This is a genomic window from Acinetobacter lwoffii, from assembly GCF_024129355.1.
Classification (GTDB): domain Bacteria; phylum Pseudomonadota; class Gammaproteobacteria; order Pseudomonadales; family Moraxellaceae; genus Acinetobacter; species Acinetobacter lwoffii_I.
In genome coordinates this window covers 38,845-57,926 of sequence record NZ_JAMXXP010000010.1, presented here as the reverse complement: position 1 = coordinate 57,926, position 19,082 = coordinate 38,845, and the positions used below count along the sequence as shown (strand labels likewise).

At 40.3% G+C, this 19,082-nt stretch carries 18 protein-coding genes; all 18 read right to left on the bottom strand.

Annotated elements, in window-relative coordinates:
- Window positions 1-166: 166 nt before the first annotated feature.
- On the bottom strand, window positions 167-1,576 hold the full coding sequence (gene der, locus NI468_RS07420; protein ID WP_004278348.1) for a ribosome biogenesis GTPase Der: 1,410 nt from the start codon (window positions 1,574-1,576) through the stop codon (window positions 167-169).
- A 168-nt stretch (window positions 1,577-1,744) separates the two neighbouring features.
- Window positions 1,745-2,893 (bottom strand): outer membrane protein assembly factor BamB, encoded by a 1,149-nt coding sequence (gene bamB, locus NI468_RS07415; protein WP_253100985.1) that lies wholly within the window; start codon window positions 2,891-2,893, stop codon window positions 1,745-1,747.
- Window positions 2,890-3,588 (bottom strand): YfgM family protein, encoded by a 699-nt coding sequence (locus tag NI468_RS07410; protein ID WP_044109972.1) that lies wholly within the window; start codon window positions 3,586-3,588, stop codon window positions 2,890-2,892. The genes bamB and NI468_RS07410 overlap by 4 nt, the downstream gene beginning before the upstream one ends.
- Window positions 3,589-3,618: 30 nt before the next feature.
- Window positions 3,619-4,914 carry a histidine--tRNA ligase gene (gene hisS / locus NI468_RS07405; protein ID WP_253100981.1) on the bottom strand — a complete coding sequence of 432 codons (1,296 nt, stop codon included), beginning with the start codon at window positions 4,912-4,914 and terminating at the stop codon, window positions 3,619-3,621.
- A gap of 3 nt (window positions 4,915-4,917) precedes the next feature.
- Window positions 4,918-6,039 carry a flavodoxin-dependent (E)-4-hydroxy-3-methylbut-2-enyl-diphosphate synthase gene (gene ispG, locus NI468_RS07400; protein WP_086044096.1) on the bottom strand — a complete coding sequence of 374 codons (1,122 nt, stop codon included), beginning with the start codon at window positions 6,037-6,039 and terminating at the stop codon, window positions 4,918-4,920.
- A 23-nt stretch (window positions 6,040-6,062) separates the two neighbouring features.
- Window positions 6,063-6,854 (bottom strand): helix-turn-helix domain-containing protein, encoded by a 792-nt coding sequence (locus NI468_RS07395; RefSeq protein WP_004647463.1) that lies wholly within the window; start codon window positions 6,852-6,854, stop codon window positions 6,063-6,065.
- Complete coding sequence (gene pilW / locus NI468_RS07390; protein ID WP_005103248.1) at window positions 6,845-7,645, bottom strand: type IV pilus biogenesis/stability protein PilW; 801 nt, start codon at window positions 7,643-7,645, stop codon at window positions 6,845-6,847. The genes NI468_RS07395 and pilW overlap by 10 nt, the downstream gene beginning before the upstream one ends.
- A gap of 14 nt (window positions 7,646-7,659) precedes the next feature.
- Window positions 7,660-8,895 (bottom strand): dual-specificity RNA methyltransferase RlmN, encoded by a 1,236-nt coding sequence (gene rlmN / locus NI468_RS07385; RefSeq protein ID WP_253100976.1) that lies wholly within the window; start codon window positions 8,893-8,895, stop codon window positions 7,660-7,662.
- A 122-nt stretch (window positions 8,896-9,017) separates the two neighbouring features.
- Window positions 9,018-9,449 (bottom strand): nucleoside-diphosphate kinase, encoded by a 432-nt coding sequence (gene ndk / locus NI468_RS07380; protein WP_004647460.1) that lies wholly within the window; start codon window positions 9,447-9,449, stop codon window positions 9,018-9,020.
- Between the two features lie 110 nt (window positions 9,450-9,559).
- A complete protein-coding gene (gene iscX, locus NI468_RS07375) occupies window positions 9,560-9,760 on the bottom strand; it encodes a Fe-S cluster assembly protein IscX (RefSeq protein WP_004278360.1) in 201 nt (66 codons plus the stop codon).
- An 87-nt stretch (window positions 9,761-9,847) separates the two neighbouring features.
- Window positions 9,848-10,399 (bottom strand): phosphatase PAP2 family protein, encoded by a 552-nt coding sequence (locus NI468_RS07370; RefSeq protein WP_004278361.1) that lies wholly within the window; start codon window positions 10,397-10,399, stop codon window positions 9,848-9,850.
- Between the two features lie 20 nt (window positions 10,400-10,419).
- Window positions 10,420-11,700, bottom strand: coding sequence for a glycosyltransferase family 4 protein (locus NI468_RS07365; protein ID WP_253100973.1), 1,281 nt, complete (start codon window positions 11,698-11,700; stop codon window positions 10,420-10,422).
- 271 nt (window positions 11,701-11,971) lie between these two features.
- On the bottom strand, window positions 11,972-12,382 hold the full coding sequence (locus tag NI468_RS07360) for a hypothetical protein (protein WP_005107879.1): 411 nt from the start codon (window positions 12,380-12,382) through the stop codon (window positions 11,972-11,974).
- 10 nt (window positions 12,383-12,392) lie between these two features.
- Window positions 12,393-14,723, bottom strand: coding sequence for a fimbria/pilus outer membrane usher protein (locus NI468_RS07355; protein WP_219308424.1), 2,331 nt, complete (start codon window positions 14,721-14,723; stop codon window positions 12,393-12,395).
- A 41-nt stretch (window positions 14,724-14,764) separates the two neighbouring features.
- Window positions 14,765-15,466, bottom strand: a complete 702-nt coding sequence (locus NI468_RS07350; RefSeq protein ID WP_086044100.1) for a fimbrial biogenesis chaperone — start codon at window positions 15,464-15,466, stop codon at window positions 14,765-14,767.
- 110 nt (window positions 15,467-15,576) lie between these two features.
- The gene (locus NI468_RS07345) at window positions 15,577-16,098 is read right to left on the bottom strand and encodes a hypothetical protein (protein ID WP_086044101.1); all 522 of its coding nucleotides are present in this window, start codon (window positions 16,096-16,098) and stop codon (window positions 15,577-15,579) included.
- 900 nt (window positions 16,099-16,998) lie between these two features.
- The gene (locus tag NI468_RS07340) at window positions 16,999-17,604 is read right to left on the bottom strand and encodes a DUF2971 domain-containing protein (protein ID WP_253101046.1); all 606 of its coding nucleotides are present in this window, start codon (window positions 17,602-17,604) and stop codon (window positions 16,999-17,001) included.
- A 454-nt stretch (window positions 17,605-18,058) separates the two neighbouring features.
- Window positions 18,059-19,075 carry a ketol-acid reductoisomerase gene (gene ilvC, locus NI468_RS07335; protein ID WP_086044102.1) on the bottom strand — a complete coding sequence of 339 codons (1,017 nt, stop codon included), beginning with the start codon at window positions 19,073-19,075 and terminating at the stop codon, window positions 18,059-18,061.
- Between the last annotated feature and the right edge of the window lie 7 nt (window positions 19,076-19,082).

The window sequence follows — 19,082 nt, the reverse complement described above, 5'->3', positions numbered from 1 at the left end:
ATATCACATAAATATTAAATTGATACTTATACTAAATAACTATAATTAAAAGAATATTTTATTTTTATTAAATTCAAAATTAAGCCTGATTAAAAAATATTTTTATAGGTAATAAAAAAAGCCCGCTTTACGCAGGCTTTTTATCCGGAAAATTTAAACTATAAAATTAACGCTTAAATTTCTTCTCGGCTTTCTTGAACTTCTGTACATAACGACGTTTACGTGCAGCTGCACGCTCATCCACTTGAGACTTACGGCCTTCAAACGGGTTTTCAGAAGTTTTAAACTCGATTTTAATAGGTGTACCTTCAAGCTTGTACACTTTACGGAACACATTTTCCAGGTAACGGCGATAATCCGCAGGGGTTTTATCCACCTTGTTTCCGTGAATCACGATCGTTGGCGGATTTTGTCCACCCATATGTGCGTAACGCATTTTAATACGACGACCCTGAACCATAGGTGGTTGGTGGGCATCTGTCGCATCATTTAAAATCTGGGTGATTTTTGCCGGTGATACTTTCAAACGAGATGAATCATAAGCACGGTGAATCGATGGATAAAGATCGCCCACGCCAGTTCCATGCAATGCAGAAATCAAATGCACTTTGGCCCATGGAATAAAATCGAAGCGACGCTCTACATCGAGCTTACATTGCTTACGATCATATTCAGTCATGTTATCCCATTTATTGACTGCAATAACCATGGCACGACCTGCTTCAAGTGCATAGCCAATCAAATGCAAGTCCTGCTCAACAATACCATCACGCGCATCAACCACAACAACAATTACGTTGGCATCTTTCATTGCCTGTAAAGTTTTAACAATCGAGAATTTCTCAATCATTTCATCAACTTTACCTTTACGGCGCACCCCGGCAGTATCAATCAGGGTATATTGACGGCCATCACGCTCGAATGGAATATAAATCGAGTCACGTGTTGTACCCGGCTGGTCAAATGCCACCACACGCTCTTCACCGAGCAAGCGGTTCACCAGCGTTGATTTACCTACGTTTGGACGACCAATAATCGCTAAACGCAGACCCGTGTTTTTGTCATGCTCTTCCGGATTTTCATCTTCCGGTACGTCAGCAAGTACATCTTCCAGCATTTGCTGAACACCACGACCATGGCTGGCTGCCACTTGTAGCGGTTCGCCCATACCCAGTTTGTAGAATTCAACCAGGGCAGCTTCAGCATGTACGCCGTCGACCTTGTTGGCCACCAGAAAGACTTTTTTACCTAAAGTACGCAATTCACGTGCAATCTGTTCATCGGAAGCCAGCAGTCCGGCACGCGCATCAACCACAAAAATGATGATGTCGGCTTCATGAATGGCAGTCTTGGATTGCTCTGCCATATATGAATCAATACCACCTTCATTTTCGCCAATACCGCCAGTATCGACCACAATGAAAGATTTATTTTGATAGGTAGCATCGCCATATTTACGGTCGCGTGTCAGACCTGCAAAGTCTGCCACCAATGCGTCACGGCTCTTGGTAATCTGGTTGAACAGCGTTGATTTTCCGACGTTCGGACGACCAATGAGCGCAATTACGGGTTTCATAGAGTAACCTTTATTCAATATCAGGCGTCAAAGTGGCCTGAACATCAGAAAGTATAGGAAGATATAAGGGGGAAATACCCTAAATAAAAACACGGGGCATTGATTTTTCAATCACCCCGCGTTCACAAAAATACGGTTGTGGCTAGTTTAGCATAAGGCTCGTTAAAATTAACGGTTCTGCCAAATGCTTAATGCGCCCTTGCGTGTGGAAACATACAGCTGGTTGTCGATGACGCGTAAGCTACGTACTTCCCCAGAGGTTTTCGAACGACCAGTAATCTGTCCGGTACGCGGATCAATCAGGTGCAAGACACCATCCAGATCGCCGACTACAAGATCAGTACCCAGCATCACCGGATTACTTAACTTGCGATTCAGCAACTGGTCATTTTCCCAAAGCGGTTGACCCGAGGTAATTTCAAAGGCTTTGATTTTGCCATCGGTTTGCGCCACAAATACACCATTGCCCACAACTTCTGGACGCTGGATACTGCTGGCATCTTCACTCCAGACCACCTGTTGTGAAGCTAAATCCAGCACAGTCACCTGACCTTGATAACTGGTGGTCACCACAAACTGGCCTGCAACGACCGGTTCCCCGTCAATATCAACCAGACGCTGGATATCAGAACGCCCATCCGACACTGCGACACGACGCTGTAATTTTGGCACACCGCTTAAGGCATCCAGTGCATAGATATAAGCATTGGAAGATGCAATCAGTACATTACGAGCATCTAATGCAACAGGTGCAGCCATGCCACGCAGGCTGAATTGTACATTAGGTAAGTTATAAGTCCAAACTTGCGCACCCGTCGCAATTTCATGCGCATATACTGTGCCGTCATTGCTCACGCTAATGACACGACCAGCATGAATTAATGAAGGTGCCAGTAAAGCACCCGTCAATTGCGCAGTCCATTTTTGCTCGCCGGTTTGCTGATCCAGCGCAAACAGTTGGCCTTTCTGGTTGCCAACGACAACAAGACCTTCAGCAGCTTCAACACCAGAACTTAAATTGTCTTTGCTGACTTTTTTCTGCCACAGACGCTGTTTACCTTTAAATGCAGACACTTCGCCTTTCGGATCAATTGCAAAGATCACATCATTATCTGCATCCAGACGTAAACGCAACGGATCAGCAGCATCTGTCGAAGCCACACTGGTGGAAAATACAGGGATCAGTGTTTTGGCTTGAGTCAGTTTTGGAAGTGGATTCGGTTTTACTTCTGGAACTTTATTGGTTTTACCCGCACAGCCAGCCAATGCAAGCGTTAAAACAGTCAAGGCACAGGTAATTTTGTATTTTCTATTCATTCAGCTTCTTCCGCTTGTGTTTCTATAATTGGGCGTTCGATTTCCGGATCATCGACCAATACGCCTACGCTTTCGAGCTTAATTTGTAAAATCTGACGTTCTTCTTTACGTTCAATCAAAGCATCCCATGCACTTTGATATACTTTTTTAGCATTTTCAATATCATTTTTGGCAACATAGATATCGCCACGTGCTTCATCGGCAGTTGCTTTAAATGCAGGCTCAGTGACTGCTTCTAAAGTTTTCAATGCAGCATCATATTTTTTCTGCGCCAATTGTGCATAAGCCAGACGAAGTTTGACAACCTGAACCAGGCCTTTATCATCTACTTTCGAGTTTTCAACTTTCTGTAGCGCTTTCTCGGCCGCAGCATAATCTTCTTTGTCATAAGCCAATTTAGCCATCATCAGCTGGGTCTGAATCGCCTGTGCTGAATCCGGTGCTTCCTTGACAATTTTGTCCGCAGCTTCAGATAACTTAGCAAAACCATCACCTTTCGATGCCTGCGCATCATCCATCAACTGCTGAACCTTGGCAGTGTGCATTTGCGACTCTGCCAGGTTTTTCTTCTGCCAATATTCCCACCCAAAAAAGGCAATCAGCGCAATTAAAATCCCGGTAATCATCGAAGAACCATATTTCTTCGTAAAGGATTTTAAGCTTTCAAACTGTTCATCACCACTCATTGCGCTCATGAGATTACCCTTTTCCTAATGTTTTATCGATTATTTTGAAGAAATTTTAGTACTAAAAAATGCAACGAAGTCCGTAAATAGTACATTCGATTGCTCTGCGGTTGCCAGCTCTTTCACAGTAAACGCCTGAGCTTCCAGTTCACGCTCGCCCAAAATCGCTGCATACAAAGCACCGGCTTGATCGGCCTTTTTCATTTGCGATTTCATTGAACCTTGTGAGCCTACTTTCAGACGAACCTGACTGCCTGCTGCTTCAAGCTGATCACGGATCTGTTCGGCAATGACCAAAGCCTTACCTTGAGAAGTCGGTTCAGCCACCAGGAATACTTCACAATCACGTGTCGGGGCATTGTTTTCAACCTGTTCCAGCAGAAGCAATAAACGCTCGATACCCATGGCAAAACCAACCGCAGGGACAGATTGATCAGGCCTGCCTTTAAGTTGCCCCACCAGACCGTCATAACGGCCACCGGCACACACTGTACCTTGTGAACCCAAGTGAGTTGTAGTCCATTCAAAAACAGTTTTGTTGTAATAGTCCAGACCGCGTACCAGTTTTTGATTGATCACGAAGCTTACGCCTGCATCAGTCAAATACTGCTGTAACTGGGCAAAATGCGCCAGCGTTTCTTCACCCATAAAATCATGAAGTTTCGGTGCATTTTCCAAGATGCTTTGTGTTTTGGCATCTTTAGAATCCAGAATACGCAATGGATTCGTGGTCAGACGGCGCTGAGAATCTTCATCCAGATCAGCTTTATGCGACTCTAAAAACTCAACCAGCGCCGCACGATAGGCTGCACGCTCATCCGACTCACCGAGTGTATTTAACTCAAGCTGAACCTTGTCTGCCACACCCATACGTTTCCACAGACGCGCCGTCATCAGAATCAGTTCTGCGTCCATATCCGGTGTTGCCACACCAAAGGTTTCCACACCAAACTGGTGGAACTGACGGTAACGGCCTTTTTGCGGTTTTTCATAACGGAACATTGGGCCGATATACCAGACGCGAGGCGTCGCACCACGCAGCAGATTATGCTCCAGCATGGCACGTACACAGCCAGCCGTCCCTTCAGGACGTAACGTCAACGACTCAGGCGGATTACCCTTGTCGAGGAAGGTATACATTTCTTTTTCAACGATATCGGTTGCATCACCGATCGAACGTTTAAACAGGTTAGTCTGTTCTACGATAGGCAAACGAATTTGTTGATAGCCATAGGCATCCATCAAACCGGATAGATGCTGTTCAAGACGTCTCCAAGCTGGGGTTTGCGTTGGGAGAATGTCATTAAAACCTTTGATTGCGACGATTGAACTCATGATCTACTCAGGAAAACTTGTACGAATAATTTCTTTAGATTTAGCTTCTTCAAGCTCGGTAACACGTTGACGAACCATGGTTTCGATTTCATCAACCAATTGATTCGTGTCAATTAAATGGCTCTTTTCACCATTACGGTACACCAGTGAACGTGGTGCTGCACCTACGACACCAATATCCGCTTCTTTGGCTTCGCCCGGCCCATTCACTTTACAGCCAATGACCGAGACATCCATTGGGGTACGAATATCTTCTAAACGCTCTTCAAGTTGCTGCATCACGGAAATCACATTAAATTCCTGACGTGAACAGCTTGGGCAGGCAATGAAGTTAATCCCGTTGGAGCGCAGACCCAGCGATTTCAGAATATCAAAACCAATTTTAATTTCTTCTTCAGGCTCGGCAGCTAAGGAAATACGCATGGTATCCCCGATGCCTTCCATCAGCAGGCCACCCAAAGCGATGGCAGATTTAACCGAACCGGTGCGGTAAATACCTGCTTCTGTGACACCCAGATGGAGCGGATTATCAATTTGCTGTGACAGCAAACGATACGCATCCATGGTCAGGAACACATTCGAGGCTTTGACTGAAATTTTGAATTCCTGGAAATCCAGACGGTCTAGAATATCGATATGGCGCATCGCAGATTCAAGCAAAGCCTGACCAGTCGGCTCGCCATATTTCTTTTGAATATCTTTTTCCAGGGAGCCGGCATTGACACCGATCCGCATGGAAATGTCGTTATGACGTGCCGCGGCCACGACTTCACGAATTTTCGCTTCAGAACCGATATTGCCCGGGTTAATCCGCAGGCAGTCTGCACCCAAATCGGCAACTGCCAAAGCAATTTTATAATCGAAGTGAATATCCGCCACCAAAGGTACATTGACCTGCTTGCGAATTTCACCAAATGCCGCCGCCGCTTCCATGGTAGGCACAGAAACCCGCATGATGTCCGCGCCTGCATCGACGCAGCGCTGGATCTGAGCAACCGTAGCTGCTACATTACAGGTTTCAGTATTGGTCATCGACTGGATACTGATTGGTGCATCACCACCCACATAAACTGAACCCACACGAATTTTACGTGTTGGACGACGTTTAATTGGATTTACGATCATCGTTCTGCTCTACTCTTGATCTGTTAAGGTGATAAACGGAATTCTGCTTTTCCGTTCACAGTGTAGGGTGACAATGAAATATTTTCATTATTTAAACTGAGTGATACAGCCGATGCATCATCCAGACGAATCTGGAATGGCGCTTCACCATTCAGTTGCAAGCTCGATGCCTGACGGCCAGTTGCCAGAACATTACCCGCCGAGTCGACAATATGCACCGAAGTCGGACGGTTAAAATCAAGCTTCAGCTGATCACCGGAAAGTGCGGCACCTGTATCCAGATTCAGAATCTCGACATTAGAAGCGCCTACTCCAGAGACTTCACTGCTATTTTGGGAATTACTACTCGACCAGTTCTGAATCATGGCAAACAGTGCGCCCAAAATCAGCAAAAGTACCAGCGTAATAAAAATGCGCTTTAACCACTTACGATTACGGTCACGCTTGGAACCTGGTAATTTCCCCATAATTTTAATTGGAGAATTGTTCAGGGCATGATTCGGCAGCAACCCGGTATCATTGGTATAGATTTCATCAAAACGCTGAATAATACTAGACGCATCTACACCCAGAAATTTGGCATAAGTCCGGTAATAACCTTTGATAAAGGTCGCTTCTGGCAAAGATTTGTATTCATCCTGCTCAAGAGCAGTCAGGGTTTTGACCGGGATGTTCAGCTCTTTCGCTACATCTTCCAGATTGCGCTGCTGATTGATACGAATCTGGCGCAAGTACTCGCCCGGACGTTGAATATTTCCTAACGCATTTGGAGCTACGCTCGAATGATTCGATGGTGAATTAGGATTTACTTCCATACGGCCTCAGTACTGTACTGTAATTGCAAATAACGTTGGTATTCCTGGCTTTCAGGAAAAAGTGCACGTAACTGGTTGACCAATACCTGCATACCCAACTGATCACCCCCGGCACGCGCAGTGCGAATGCCGACCCAGAGCGCACGGGCACCCTGATTTTTCTGTCCCACACCACGTACAAACTGTTGATACATTTGTGTCGCCGCCGGGAACTGCTGGTTCAAATAAAATATTTCTGCCAACTCTAACATTGAAATATAAGAATCGCGATTGGCTTGCAGCGCCTGTTTGAATGATTTTTCAGCGTTTGCTGTATCACCCAGTTTCAGGTAAATCCGCCCCATATTTTCCAGTGCGCGGAATCGCTGATCATAACCCAACGTGGCACCAGCAATTTGAAACTGCTCGATCGCATCATTATAGCGTTCAAGCTGATATAAATAAGTGCCGTAATTATTTCGCGCCTGCGCATTTTTCGGATCTGCCGAAATCGCACGCTTGAAATAATGATCTGCCTTTTCGAGATTAAGCTTACTACCTTCCTGTTGCAGTAGCACGCCCATCATCATATTTGCTTGAGAATCACGCGGACTGCTTTCAAGTGCCTGATCCAGCGCACGTTTAGCTGCATCCAGGTCACCTGTTCTCAGATATTCTACCGCCAATTGGGTACGGACTTTGGTGGCCTTTTCAGGGTCTTTCTGACCCAGATCTGGCGTCTGACACGCGACTAAAACCAAAGACACACATACTGTTGAAATCAAAGCAAACTTTGATGTTAGATTTCTCAACTGGCGACCTCTTATTATCCTTGTGAGCGCATGATCTCATTCGATTGCGCAATTTTCTTTTTCCACTGTTCCGCACGACGGGTACGGTCAGCAACTTGTCCGACTAACTGTCCGCACGCGGCATCAATGTCATCACCGCGTGTCTGACGAATCGTACACACAAAACCGGCATCAGACAAAGTTTTTTGGAAAGAAATAATCCGGTTGCGGCTTGAGCGGCCATATGGCGCATGCGGGAACGGATTAAAAGGAATCAAATTAATCTTGCTTGGCAAATTCTTCAACAGCTTAATCATTTGCTGAGCATGTTCAGGATGGTCATTCACGCCATCTAACATCACATATTCAATCGTCACATGTTTACGTGAACTTTCATTCCCATCTTTGGCAATATAACGCTGACATGCAGCAATCAGCTGCTCAAGCGGATATTTTTTATTGATCGGCACCAGCTCGTTACGCAGCTCGTCATTGGGCGCATGCAATGAAATAGCCAGCGCCACGTCAATATCTTTGACCATCTGATCGATTTTCGGCACCACACCAGAAGTCGATAAAGTCACACGACGTTTTGACATGCCGTATGCAAAGTCATCCAGCATAATGCGCATTGAATTCAATACTGCATCGTAGTTAAGCAATGGCTCGCCCATGCCCATCATCACCACGTTTGTGACTGAGCGTTCACGTTCAAGTACAGGCACATCTTCCATATAGGAATAATTCGCCATCCAGAGCTGACCGATAATTTCCGCCTGGGTCAAATCGCGCTGAAAACCCTGTTTACCGGTCGAACAGAATGAACAGTCCAGTGCACAGCCCACTTGTGAAGAAATACACAAAGTGCGACGTAAACCACTGCGATGTTCAGCAGGAATCAGTACCGTTTCAACAAGAGAACCTTCGCCATCGCCAACACGGAATACCCATTTACGGGTTCCATCTTTGGAATAGTTTTTATGCACCACTTCCGGTGCTTTAATTTCACAAATCTTTTCCAGTTTTTCACGCAGTTTTCCTGAAATATTGGTCATTTCAGCAAAATCGGTCACGAAGAACTGGTGAATCCATTTCATCACCTGCCCGGCACGAAACTTCTTCTCACCCATGTCCTCAAAGAATTTTTCCATTTGCGAACGTGACATGCCAAGTAAATTCACTTTCTCGACAGTATTTGCCTGTGCTGGAGCGGATGGAGTGTGTTGCTGTGGCTCAGAAACTGCTGATACAGCGACTGCTTCAGTACTCATGTGTATTACCTAAACCATGTCTAAAGATGAAAGGAGAAGCTCAATATGTGAGCAAAGAATTATTCAGAGAATAAAAAAACCAGATAAGTATAATAACACTTATCTGGCTTGAATACTGCGAATTAACGAGTACGTGGAGCAATCTCAGTTTGAGCGAAGAAGTAGTTAACTTCACGATCAGCAGATGCTACAGAGTCAGAACCGTGAGCAGCGTTTTCATCGATGCTTACAGCGAAATCTGCACGGATAGTACCAGGAGCAGCTTCTTTAGGATTCGTCGCACCAAGGATGTCACGGTGAGCAAGAACAGCGTTTTCGCCTTCAAGAACTGAAACAACCACTGGACCAGAAGTCATGAATGCAACCAGGTCAGCAAAGAAACCACGTTCTTTGTGCTCAGCATAGAAGCCTTCAGCTTCAGCTTGAGTCAAATGTTTCATTTTAGTTGCAACAATTTGAAGACCAGCTTTCTCGAAACGAGCAAAGATGTCGCCGATGTGGTTTTTAGCAACTGCGTCTGGTTTAACGATAGATAAAGTACGTTCGATAGCCATGATAGGCTCCTTAAGTCAATTGTTGACATGAAAATTTGGCGCATTATACCGAGATAATGCGCATTTTTCTGCTTTTCATCTGTAAAAAAATGCTTTTTTAAGATGAGGGCTTAGCGTGCCTCGTCAATCCATGCCATTTGAATGGCTTCAAGCAAACCTTCAGTCGACTTGGTTGGATCATCTTCAAACTCAGGCAAAGCACACACCCAGGCATGTAAATCAGTAAAACGAATCCACTGCGGGTCCACATCTGGATGCGCTTCATAGAGTTCAATCGCGATATCGAGCGTGTCAGTCCAACGTAAACCCATCTCTATTTCTCACCATAATTGCTTTGATGCTGTACTTTAACAAATCTGTGAAAATCTGCGAGCCTTTGCTCCGGCTTTCACTTATTTTTACAGCACAATATTCAGATAAGGCGCGGTCAGGACAATGGCAATTGCCATCATGCCACCCAGAATTGCGCCAACCGCCACATCACTTGGATAATGCAATCCCAGCACCATTCGGGACACTGCGACCAGAACCGTAAAAGGCAACATCAGCATCAGTAATAAAGGTGCGACATAACCTAAAACGGTGGTTGCCATCACGGCATGCAAGGTATGCCCGGAAGGAAAACTGAAATGATCCAGTGGATGCTCACCCAAACGGATCACTTGATGTACCTGATAAGGACGTGGCCGTACGGTTTTGATTTTAAGTACCTTGTAAATCATGGTACCAATGGTGCTTCCTAGAATCAGATAAACAATCTGCACGGTATAGATCAAGCCTTGCATGATCCAAACCAGTATCAGCATGAAATACCAAAATGCACCATTTCCTAAGCGGCTAATCATTTTAAAAAAAGTGGCAATACGGACTGAATGCGAAAAATGATTCAGATAAACACAGCCTTTCAAATCGATTTCTAAAAATTTAATCTTTACATTCTGGAGTTTCACACTGTTGCTCCTTTCTTGTTTTATATCCTGTATTCCTGATGCTGTACCAGTAAATACAGTGCCTGTTCAAATTGCCGGACTGGATATTGCCAGCCTACTTTTTCGGCTTTTTTACGTGCTTGCGCGCCCATCTGCTGTAATCTTTGCAGATCAGGCAGTTCGAGCATCTGCTGAATCAAACCCTGCTGATGTCCAAGTCCGCTCAACCATCCCGTTTCACCATGCTGCACATGCAAATTTGCACAAGCATAATCATAAGCAATCACTGGCAAGCCACTGGCCATCGCTTCCAAAACCACATTTCCAAAGGTTTCGACCTGGCTGGCAAAACAGAACACATCAGCACTGGCATACGCCGCTGACAGTTTTTCCCCTGTCAAGCTACCGGTAAAAACAATGCTACCATCCTGATTCAGTTGTTGCAGTCGAGTGCGATCCGGCCCATCTCCGACCACCACCAAACGCACATCTTGCTGACGAACTTGGCGCAGCACAAAATAGGTCTTGATCAGCACGTCAATTTCCTTTTCAGGAGAAAGCCGTCCCACATACAACATTACCCGGGTCTCGTTTGAAACTCCCCAAGCATAGCGCAAATCTGGTGATCGCCACTTTGGTGAAAATGTATCTGGATCGACGCCTCTGCCCACAACTGCCAAGGGAGAAGTTACACCAAACTGATTTAAGGCTTGAGCCGTGCTTCGACTCGGGACACAGGTCAAATCAGTATTATTATGAAACCACTTTAAATAGCCTTGAATTGGCTTTAGTAAAAAAGCCAAATCAAAAAACCGACTAAATTCCTGAAATGACGAGTGGAAACCGCTAGAGACTGGAATTTTATGGAATTTTGCAAGCTGCTGAGCTACCAAACCCAAAGGGCCTTCGGTCACAATATGAATAATATCGGGTATAAAAGTTTCAACAGCTTGATGGATTTTTAGAAATTGCGGTCTACCAAACTGCAAATTACTATATTTAGGAATGCAATGCGCTTTAACCAGACATTCACTATGCGGTTGAAAATCATTACAAGCTTGTCGTTGTTCTGGACGTATTAATAAAATCTTATGCCCCTGTTTTTGTAATCCTTTACAAAGTTGCAATAAAGCATGGGCAACACCATTGATTTCAGGAGGCCAAGTTTCGGTAACGATGGCAATTTTTAAACGGGACCGTGTCAGATCTTCTAGGACTATTTTGTCACGAATAGCCTGTTTACGTTGCTCTTTTAAATCAAACTGGATTTTGTGAATAACAGGTCTTTGCTCTAATAATTCTGAGATGGAAATTTGTTGCATCTCGCACCTATTCGCTTATATTTTTCACCCAGTATAGAAAGATCTCATGACTATTTGATGAATAAAAATAACTAAAAAAACCAAAAATAAATCTTCTAAATTATTATTTATATTAAAAAAATAAGTGAATACCAATTAATTCTTAGACTAAAAAGATATTCACTTTATACAGATCTTCATTTAACCTCCTCAAAGTTTCTGCATGTTTGCTTTACTGTACTGATCCCAGGTTGGTTTAAAGTCTTTCAGGCAATTTCCTTATTTCTATGATTTAAAAATTAATATCGACAGAAATCCGATCACGATAAGTTCCAGCTGGAACCCCATTAAAAGGATTCTCTTCGAGTTGAACCGAAACGATATATTTCTGTCTCTGTGAAGCTCCCTGATTCACTCTGACTCCCCATAACCCACTATTTGCACCACTCAAATTTAATTTGGTACGCAATTTATTAGGACCATTAGACACATAACTTATCCCGTTGGAACTCACCAGGTTCTGACTATTAAATAAAATTGAATAGCCCATATCACATGAAATATTAAATGAAGTGGCAGCCTGACTACGCTGATAGCTGGCTAGACGTAATTCTGGAGTGGTAAAACCATCAATCGAGCAATATTGGGCCATGGCTATTTCACTCATACTGAGTGCGGTAATAAATAAAAAGAGCTTTTTCATTTTTCTACTCCTACTTACATATAGTTTCCAGAATTTGCTTGTCTGAATTCTGGAATTGGTTTTCATTCAGAATGAATTGAGCCTGGCACTGCTGCCCTCTATTAGTCTTCACTTTAATGTTGTAAGTGCCTGCTTTAAATAGATATAGGTAAACAATACCCTGACTATCAACAAAAGAAGGTTCTGTACTGAGACCATCCACAAGAACCTCAGAGCCTATGACTAAATTATTTTGTTGTGCATCTTTAATTCTTAGCGCAATACGTTTGGTTTTATAGATAGGAAAATCCAGCTTATATCCACGTTGATCCAGACCAATAATTTTTTTAGAAGAGTGTTCAAAAGTTTCTTCCATCGCTAACTGGTTATGGTCAAAAGAAATATCGTAATGGATATAAGGGATGATGTTATGTATAAACATATAGCCTTGATTATTGGTGCTTCCAGCTAGACTCGCTGAACGATAGATATCAAGATTTGGATGTTGATCGACCTCAACCAGAGCAAAAGCATTATCAGCATATTTGGTGAATGCTATTTTACTACCTAGCCAAACCAAGGCGCCCTCAAACATAGCCTGTGAATTACGACGATTCTCATATTCATCATGAGAAAGTTGTAAATTACCAATACTGGTTTTCCATAAACCATAAGCATTGTAATTAACTTCTTCTTCAGTGCGATTAACCCCCAAAACATAATCAAAACCATTCTGAGTCATCGTTCTGTGACTAAAACTTAAACTCGTTTCATTATCCTCAGTATCGTGATTTAAATAAATTTGACCCTTTTCTTCCCAATCGTAAGATAAGGCGATATTAAAACCATGATCCCCCTCATTCCCAAAATCTTTATAAAAGCCAAAATTTGTATATATTTTTTTTGTTAAGCTTTTTGAAGCTCGAATATCAAAAATTTTCTGAGTATCATTACTAAAACCATTTTGATCATAATAAGATTGATAAATATAACTAAGATTTAATCCATCAATGAATCCCAAATTGGAAAAATTAAAATATAGAATATTTGAGGCTTCAATATTAGAGTTATATATATCACCACTTAAATACTGATATTCCTGAGTAAAATATCGACTATTTATACCAAAGGACCAGTTTCTAAAATCTCGACTCAGGGCTATCGAAGCCGCATATCCTTGTTCATCATCCGCTTCTGTCTGGCTAACTGAAAATGCACTATCCATAAGCAAGTATTTACTTATTCCTTGGGTCCATAAAAAATCAAAATTGCTGACATCTTTACTATATAAAAAATCTCCTCCCAAGGTCGTTGAAGACGTTATACCCCGCCGATAAAACAATTTTGTAAAAAACTCCCGATAATCATCATCGACATAATCATAGTTATATCTTAATTTACCTAATGAAATATTATATTCGTTCAATTTTGGCTTTAATAATCGACTATTAATATAAACCGGAAAACTCTGGACGCTCCTATTCCCTAAAATATCTTCTACAACAATTTGTGCATCACCCGCCTGATTTAGCATTGCTCCAGCAGGAAGATTATAATTACCAGGGGTCACAGAATCCCGATATAAACGTACCCCATTAATATATAGATCAATTGTTGAGGGTACGCTTGCACTCCCATTTAAAGTCGGCGCATTCCAGTAAACAAAGTCTGGACGATTGGTATAGTTGGTACCAAAACTTAGCCCCCCAAACCGAAAAGAATTATTTAAACTACTATAAGGACTCGTCGTATCTCCCAAGGTAAGTCTTGAAAAGTTTTTTGGAAATTCAACATCGAGCGTCGTATTGACACGTAAAAATCTTTCTTCAATATCTTCAGGTTCATTACGATATAAAAAAGCATTTTTTAATAACCAATAATCTTTAAATATCCCAATTTCTGAAAATGTATTAAATTCTTGTTCTTCATCATCTTTATTATAAAATAAGCTATAATTAACAAACCCTCCAAAATTCGCTTTCTCGGGATTTTCTACCTCTAATTCATAATGAGTATCTTCAAAATAATTGACTGGAAAATTAATTTTAATGGCTTGTAAACTATAGTCATCTTCAACTGTTACACCTGGTTGATTCAATAAACAGAATTCTTTCTTGACCAAGTGACGGGGGATCCTTTCAATGTGAATTCCGATTCTGGATAAAGCCTCACACTCAATATATCTCTGCCCTCCATCAGAAAAATGAATTGCTTCAGTTTTATAATCTAAGCCATTTACCCATATATTTACGATGAACATTTCTAAATTGTCTTTCTGCACCGTCTGTTGAACATTTTCAGCATTTACATTTGTTAGCCCCATCCCACACGCGATCATTAGAAGAATTTTAGTGACCTTCATAGCATCATCCTTTTACTATTTATTCTTTTTGTAAGTATCTTCTAGGCTTTTACAGGAAATTCCAAATATCCCTCATGGTCTTCCACTTTTATCTTTAATTTCAAATCTCCATTTTCTTTTAATTCTCCAAGTTCAAATTTAATTTTATTTCCACTCAAAATATATTGAACAAAATCTTTTTTCATGAGTTGATTATTTTTACTATCCAATACTATAACTTCAGTAATTTTTGCATGAGATTTAGATAAATTATTTACATTTAGATAAGCCAGTTCATTAATTTTTTGCAGATCTATATTTAATTGTGGTGTAACCTGTTTTCCAGCAAAAAAAGGCAGTGAGAAGTTAAACAAAAAATTAATCGAAGAATTATCATCAACTGGTGTTACTTCTTTAAAAATGATCCTCCATGATTGCTGTTGCTCTAAATTTAATGGGGGTTGGCTAAACCCGATACGGACAACTTGTTTACTTTCAGGTTTTAGCTCAAATGTTTTTGGATTAAACAGTAAAGTATTATCCTCCAATAGAACATCTTCACCTTTTTCATTTTGCTGCCATTTAAATGCACTAATTTCATATATTTTTGAAGTACTTAATCCTGTACTTTCAATATTAACAGTTGTACTTTTCTGTCTTTTAAAATCTTGAATATAGAGTTGGATAGGACTGAACTTTATTCCCGCTGATAAAGAAAAACTAAACAAAAACAATATAGAAAATCCTATAATTTTTTTAATCATATTTCACTCCCAAACCTAAATATAATTATTATTAATCATAAAAATATTAAAATAGGAGATGTAGTACATCTCCTACTTATTCAAAATGTTATATAAAAAATTTCTTATTATTAGAATCGCACTTCTACGTTATATACACCACGATAAGTACCAGCATCAGCTGCTTCAACCGCACTACCAGCTACTGTAGCTGCGACATCCCAACGATGAGCTTGTCCTTTGGTACTTGACTGAGTGCCATAATAAGCTTTTCCACCACGTGTAGTAGTCACAACTACAGGTACAGAGTTCTCACCATTGCGCAAAGTATTTAGTGGATTAATATTTAATCGATAAGGGGCATTTGTGCTGACATTAAAGAAGCCCGCATCGCTCCAATTACCTCCCGTGGTTTGTGCAAGTGTTAATCGAGGTGTCTCAACATCTAAATCACAATGTCTTGGAACTTCCAAAACAATGTCAATTTTTCCGTCACATTTGTCTCCACATCCATGTTTGCCTGGTTTATGAGGTTTATTTGGACCCTGTTGTGGAGGACCACCTCGGTTTGTTTCTGCTGCGTATAGAGCTGTTGAACTAAAACCAAAACCCAGTACGAGTGCTGTCAATGTGGCTTGAGTCATTTTTTTCATATTTTTCTCCATTTCTTTTTTTAAAAGAATATATTTTTCTTTTATTTTTAACGCTTATATCCCAACTCTTAGAATTCAGAGCTATTTTTCTAAGCGCAGACTCATATTAGTGCGATTATTTTCATTAGCGTACAAAGCTTTAATATTCACAATATAGCCGCCTATATTTTTATAAAATCATCCATCTATATATTTATTTGTTTTATAAGCACTTAGACTTATATATAAATTATTACAAATACAATCCATTTAAAATTATAAGCATTCCATACTTTCACCACACTTCATTTAATAGATAAAAATACCCACAAGACATTGATATAATTATTTTTTCAAATTACTCAATTTAAATTGGAAATAAATCTTACAAATGCTTACAATTTCCAGATACCACCCTTTAAAAAAATTATTTTTTTTATTTTTTATAGTTATTTTTACAGCATCATAAAAGTTTAATATTTTTCAGCTAAACAAAAAATTACAATCAAACAACACAAAGCATATATTGAACCTAGAGTATAAAAATTTAACAAAGTAAATAATTAATTTTATAATATTATTAAATTTTAATTACTATTAATTTAATTTATCAACAATTTTAATATTTAAAAATTTAATTTCAAAATTTATATTCTAATAAATATTTTTTTGATTGACCTCAAGGTAAAAATAAGTTTAGTGATGTTTATTTCAATATTTTTTAATTGATTTTTTTTAGAGGTCGTACAATTACAGTTCAATAACTGATTTATACAAATCAAATAATAAAAAATTGAGTGTGGACATGATCAATAAGAATGAGTTTTTACGCTGGCTATACTTCATTTTTTGAAAAGAAAAATGAAGTGGAAATTTAGAACACATACTATGCTTTAAAACCAATATTATTACTTAATATTTTTAAATATCAATATTTTTACGTGTAAGACCCCACCTATCATAATCTTTATCTACTTTAAATACAGGTAAACTCAAACTTCTACAAAGGTTATATAACCGATCTAATTTTTCTATATTATCAGGATTCCAAGTATTAGTTTCTTTTTCTTGTGAACGTCTTAATTTCCGGTATGAACCTAATCCAAATATTACATCAACAAAGGCATCAGGATTTATTTCCAATGTATAAATTGGTTTAAATCCTGGTGTAATTTTCCGCCATACTTGACCATCAAAATTATACTTTCGTTGACGTGGTATATGATAGGTAGAAATATAAGGTGAAATTTTTTTCACAATTCTTACCTCTTCTTCATACTTCCAAAAATGCATTTTATTAAGTAGCGCTTGTTTCAATATTTCTTTATCTTTTCCCCAAGTTAAATTTTCAACATTATTCAAAAATTCAACAGTACATCGATTTAAGCTTTTCGGCTCTTCACTTAAATATGTGACTGAACCACAGTCTGCTGTAATAATGAATTTATCAGCATCATTCAATCCAGCTTTATTTACGTCAATTCCAATTACTACACCATTATGGCTATCTGCATAATGTGCCCACATCAATGGATTTAATGGCTGTTTAGTTACACATGTAATTAAATACTTTCTGGAAAACTTCTGCTACAAAACCTCATTAGAATTTCGCTTTGAAATTACATGATCATACAAGCCTAATGTTGTACATTCGAACGGATCATTAAAATCCTCTAAATGCGAAAAAGCTAATTTCCGATTATTTAAGGTTAAAAGAGCATCATCAAAGCTCATATATTTATATAAAATCATTATTCTTATCCAATAAAAAACCCCGCTTTCGCAGGGCTTTTATAGCATAAAAATCAGCCAATCAAGAGATTAGTTTTTCTATTTATCAACGATTTTGTTTGCTTGGCTCCAAGATATGAAAAAAATGGGAAAGCACTGCTTTCCCATTTTTTCAGGCACGTAAACATAGAAATAAAAAACCCACTCAAATTAAGTGGGTTTTCGCATTCAAATCAATTGATTCGAGAAATTAGTTTTTCTCTTTATCTACGATTTTGTTCGCTTGAATCCAAGGCATCATCGCACGTAACTTGTTACCAGTAACTTCGATACCATGAGCAGCATTTTGACGACGACGGGCAGTCATAGATGGGTAGTTCAACGCACCTTCTTGAATAAACATCTTCGCGTATTCGCCAGATTGAATACGTTTAAGCGCATTACGCATTGCTTCACGAGACTGTTCGTTGATTACTTCAGTACCCGTTACATATTCGCCGTATTCAGCGTTGTTTGACACTGAGTAGTTCATGTCCGCGATACCGCCTTCGAACATTAAGTCAACGATCAATTTAAGTTCGTGTAGACATTCGAAATACGCCATTTCTGGTGCATAACCAGCTTCAACCAGAGTTTCGAAGCCCATTTTAACCAATTCAACAGCACCACCACAAAGAACTGCTTGCTCACCGAAAAGGTCAGTTTCAGTTTCTTCACGGAATGAAGTTTCGATGATACCTGTACGGCCGCCACCTACGCCTGAAGCGTAAGAAAGAGCAACGTTACGCGCATTACCAGAAGCATCTTGGTGAATCGCGATAAGGTCAGGAACACCTGAACCACGTTGGTATTCAGAACGTACGGTGTGACCAGGAGCTTTAGGTGCAACCATGATTACGTCTAAGTCAGCACGTGGAACAACTTGGTTATAAAGAATCGAGAAACCATGAGCAAATGCTAAAGTAGCGCCTTGCTTGATGTTTGGCTCAATTACGTCACGGTAAAGTTGAGATTGGAACTCATCTGGAGTCAAAATCATGACTACGTCAGCTTGCGCTACAGCAGCAGCAACTTCAGCAACTTTAAGACCTGAATTTTCAGCTTTTTTCCAAGAAGTAGAGTTCGCACGTAAACCTACAGTGACATCAACGCCAGAATCTTTCAGGTTAAGCGCATGCGCGTGACCTTGTGAACCGTAACCAATGATCGCTACTTTCTTAGATTGGATGATAGATAAGTCAGTGTCTTTATCGTAAAAAATTTGCATTGCTGTC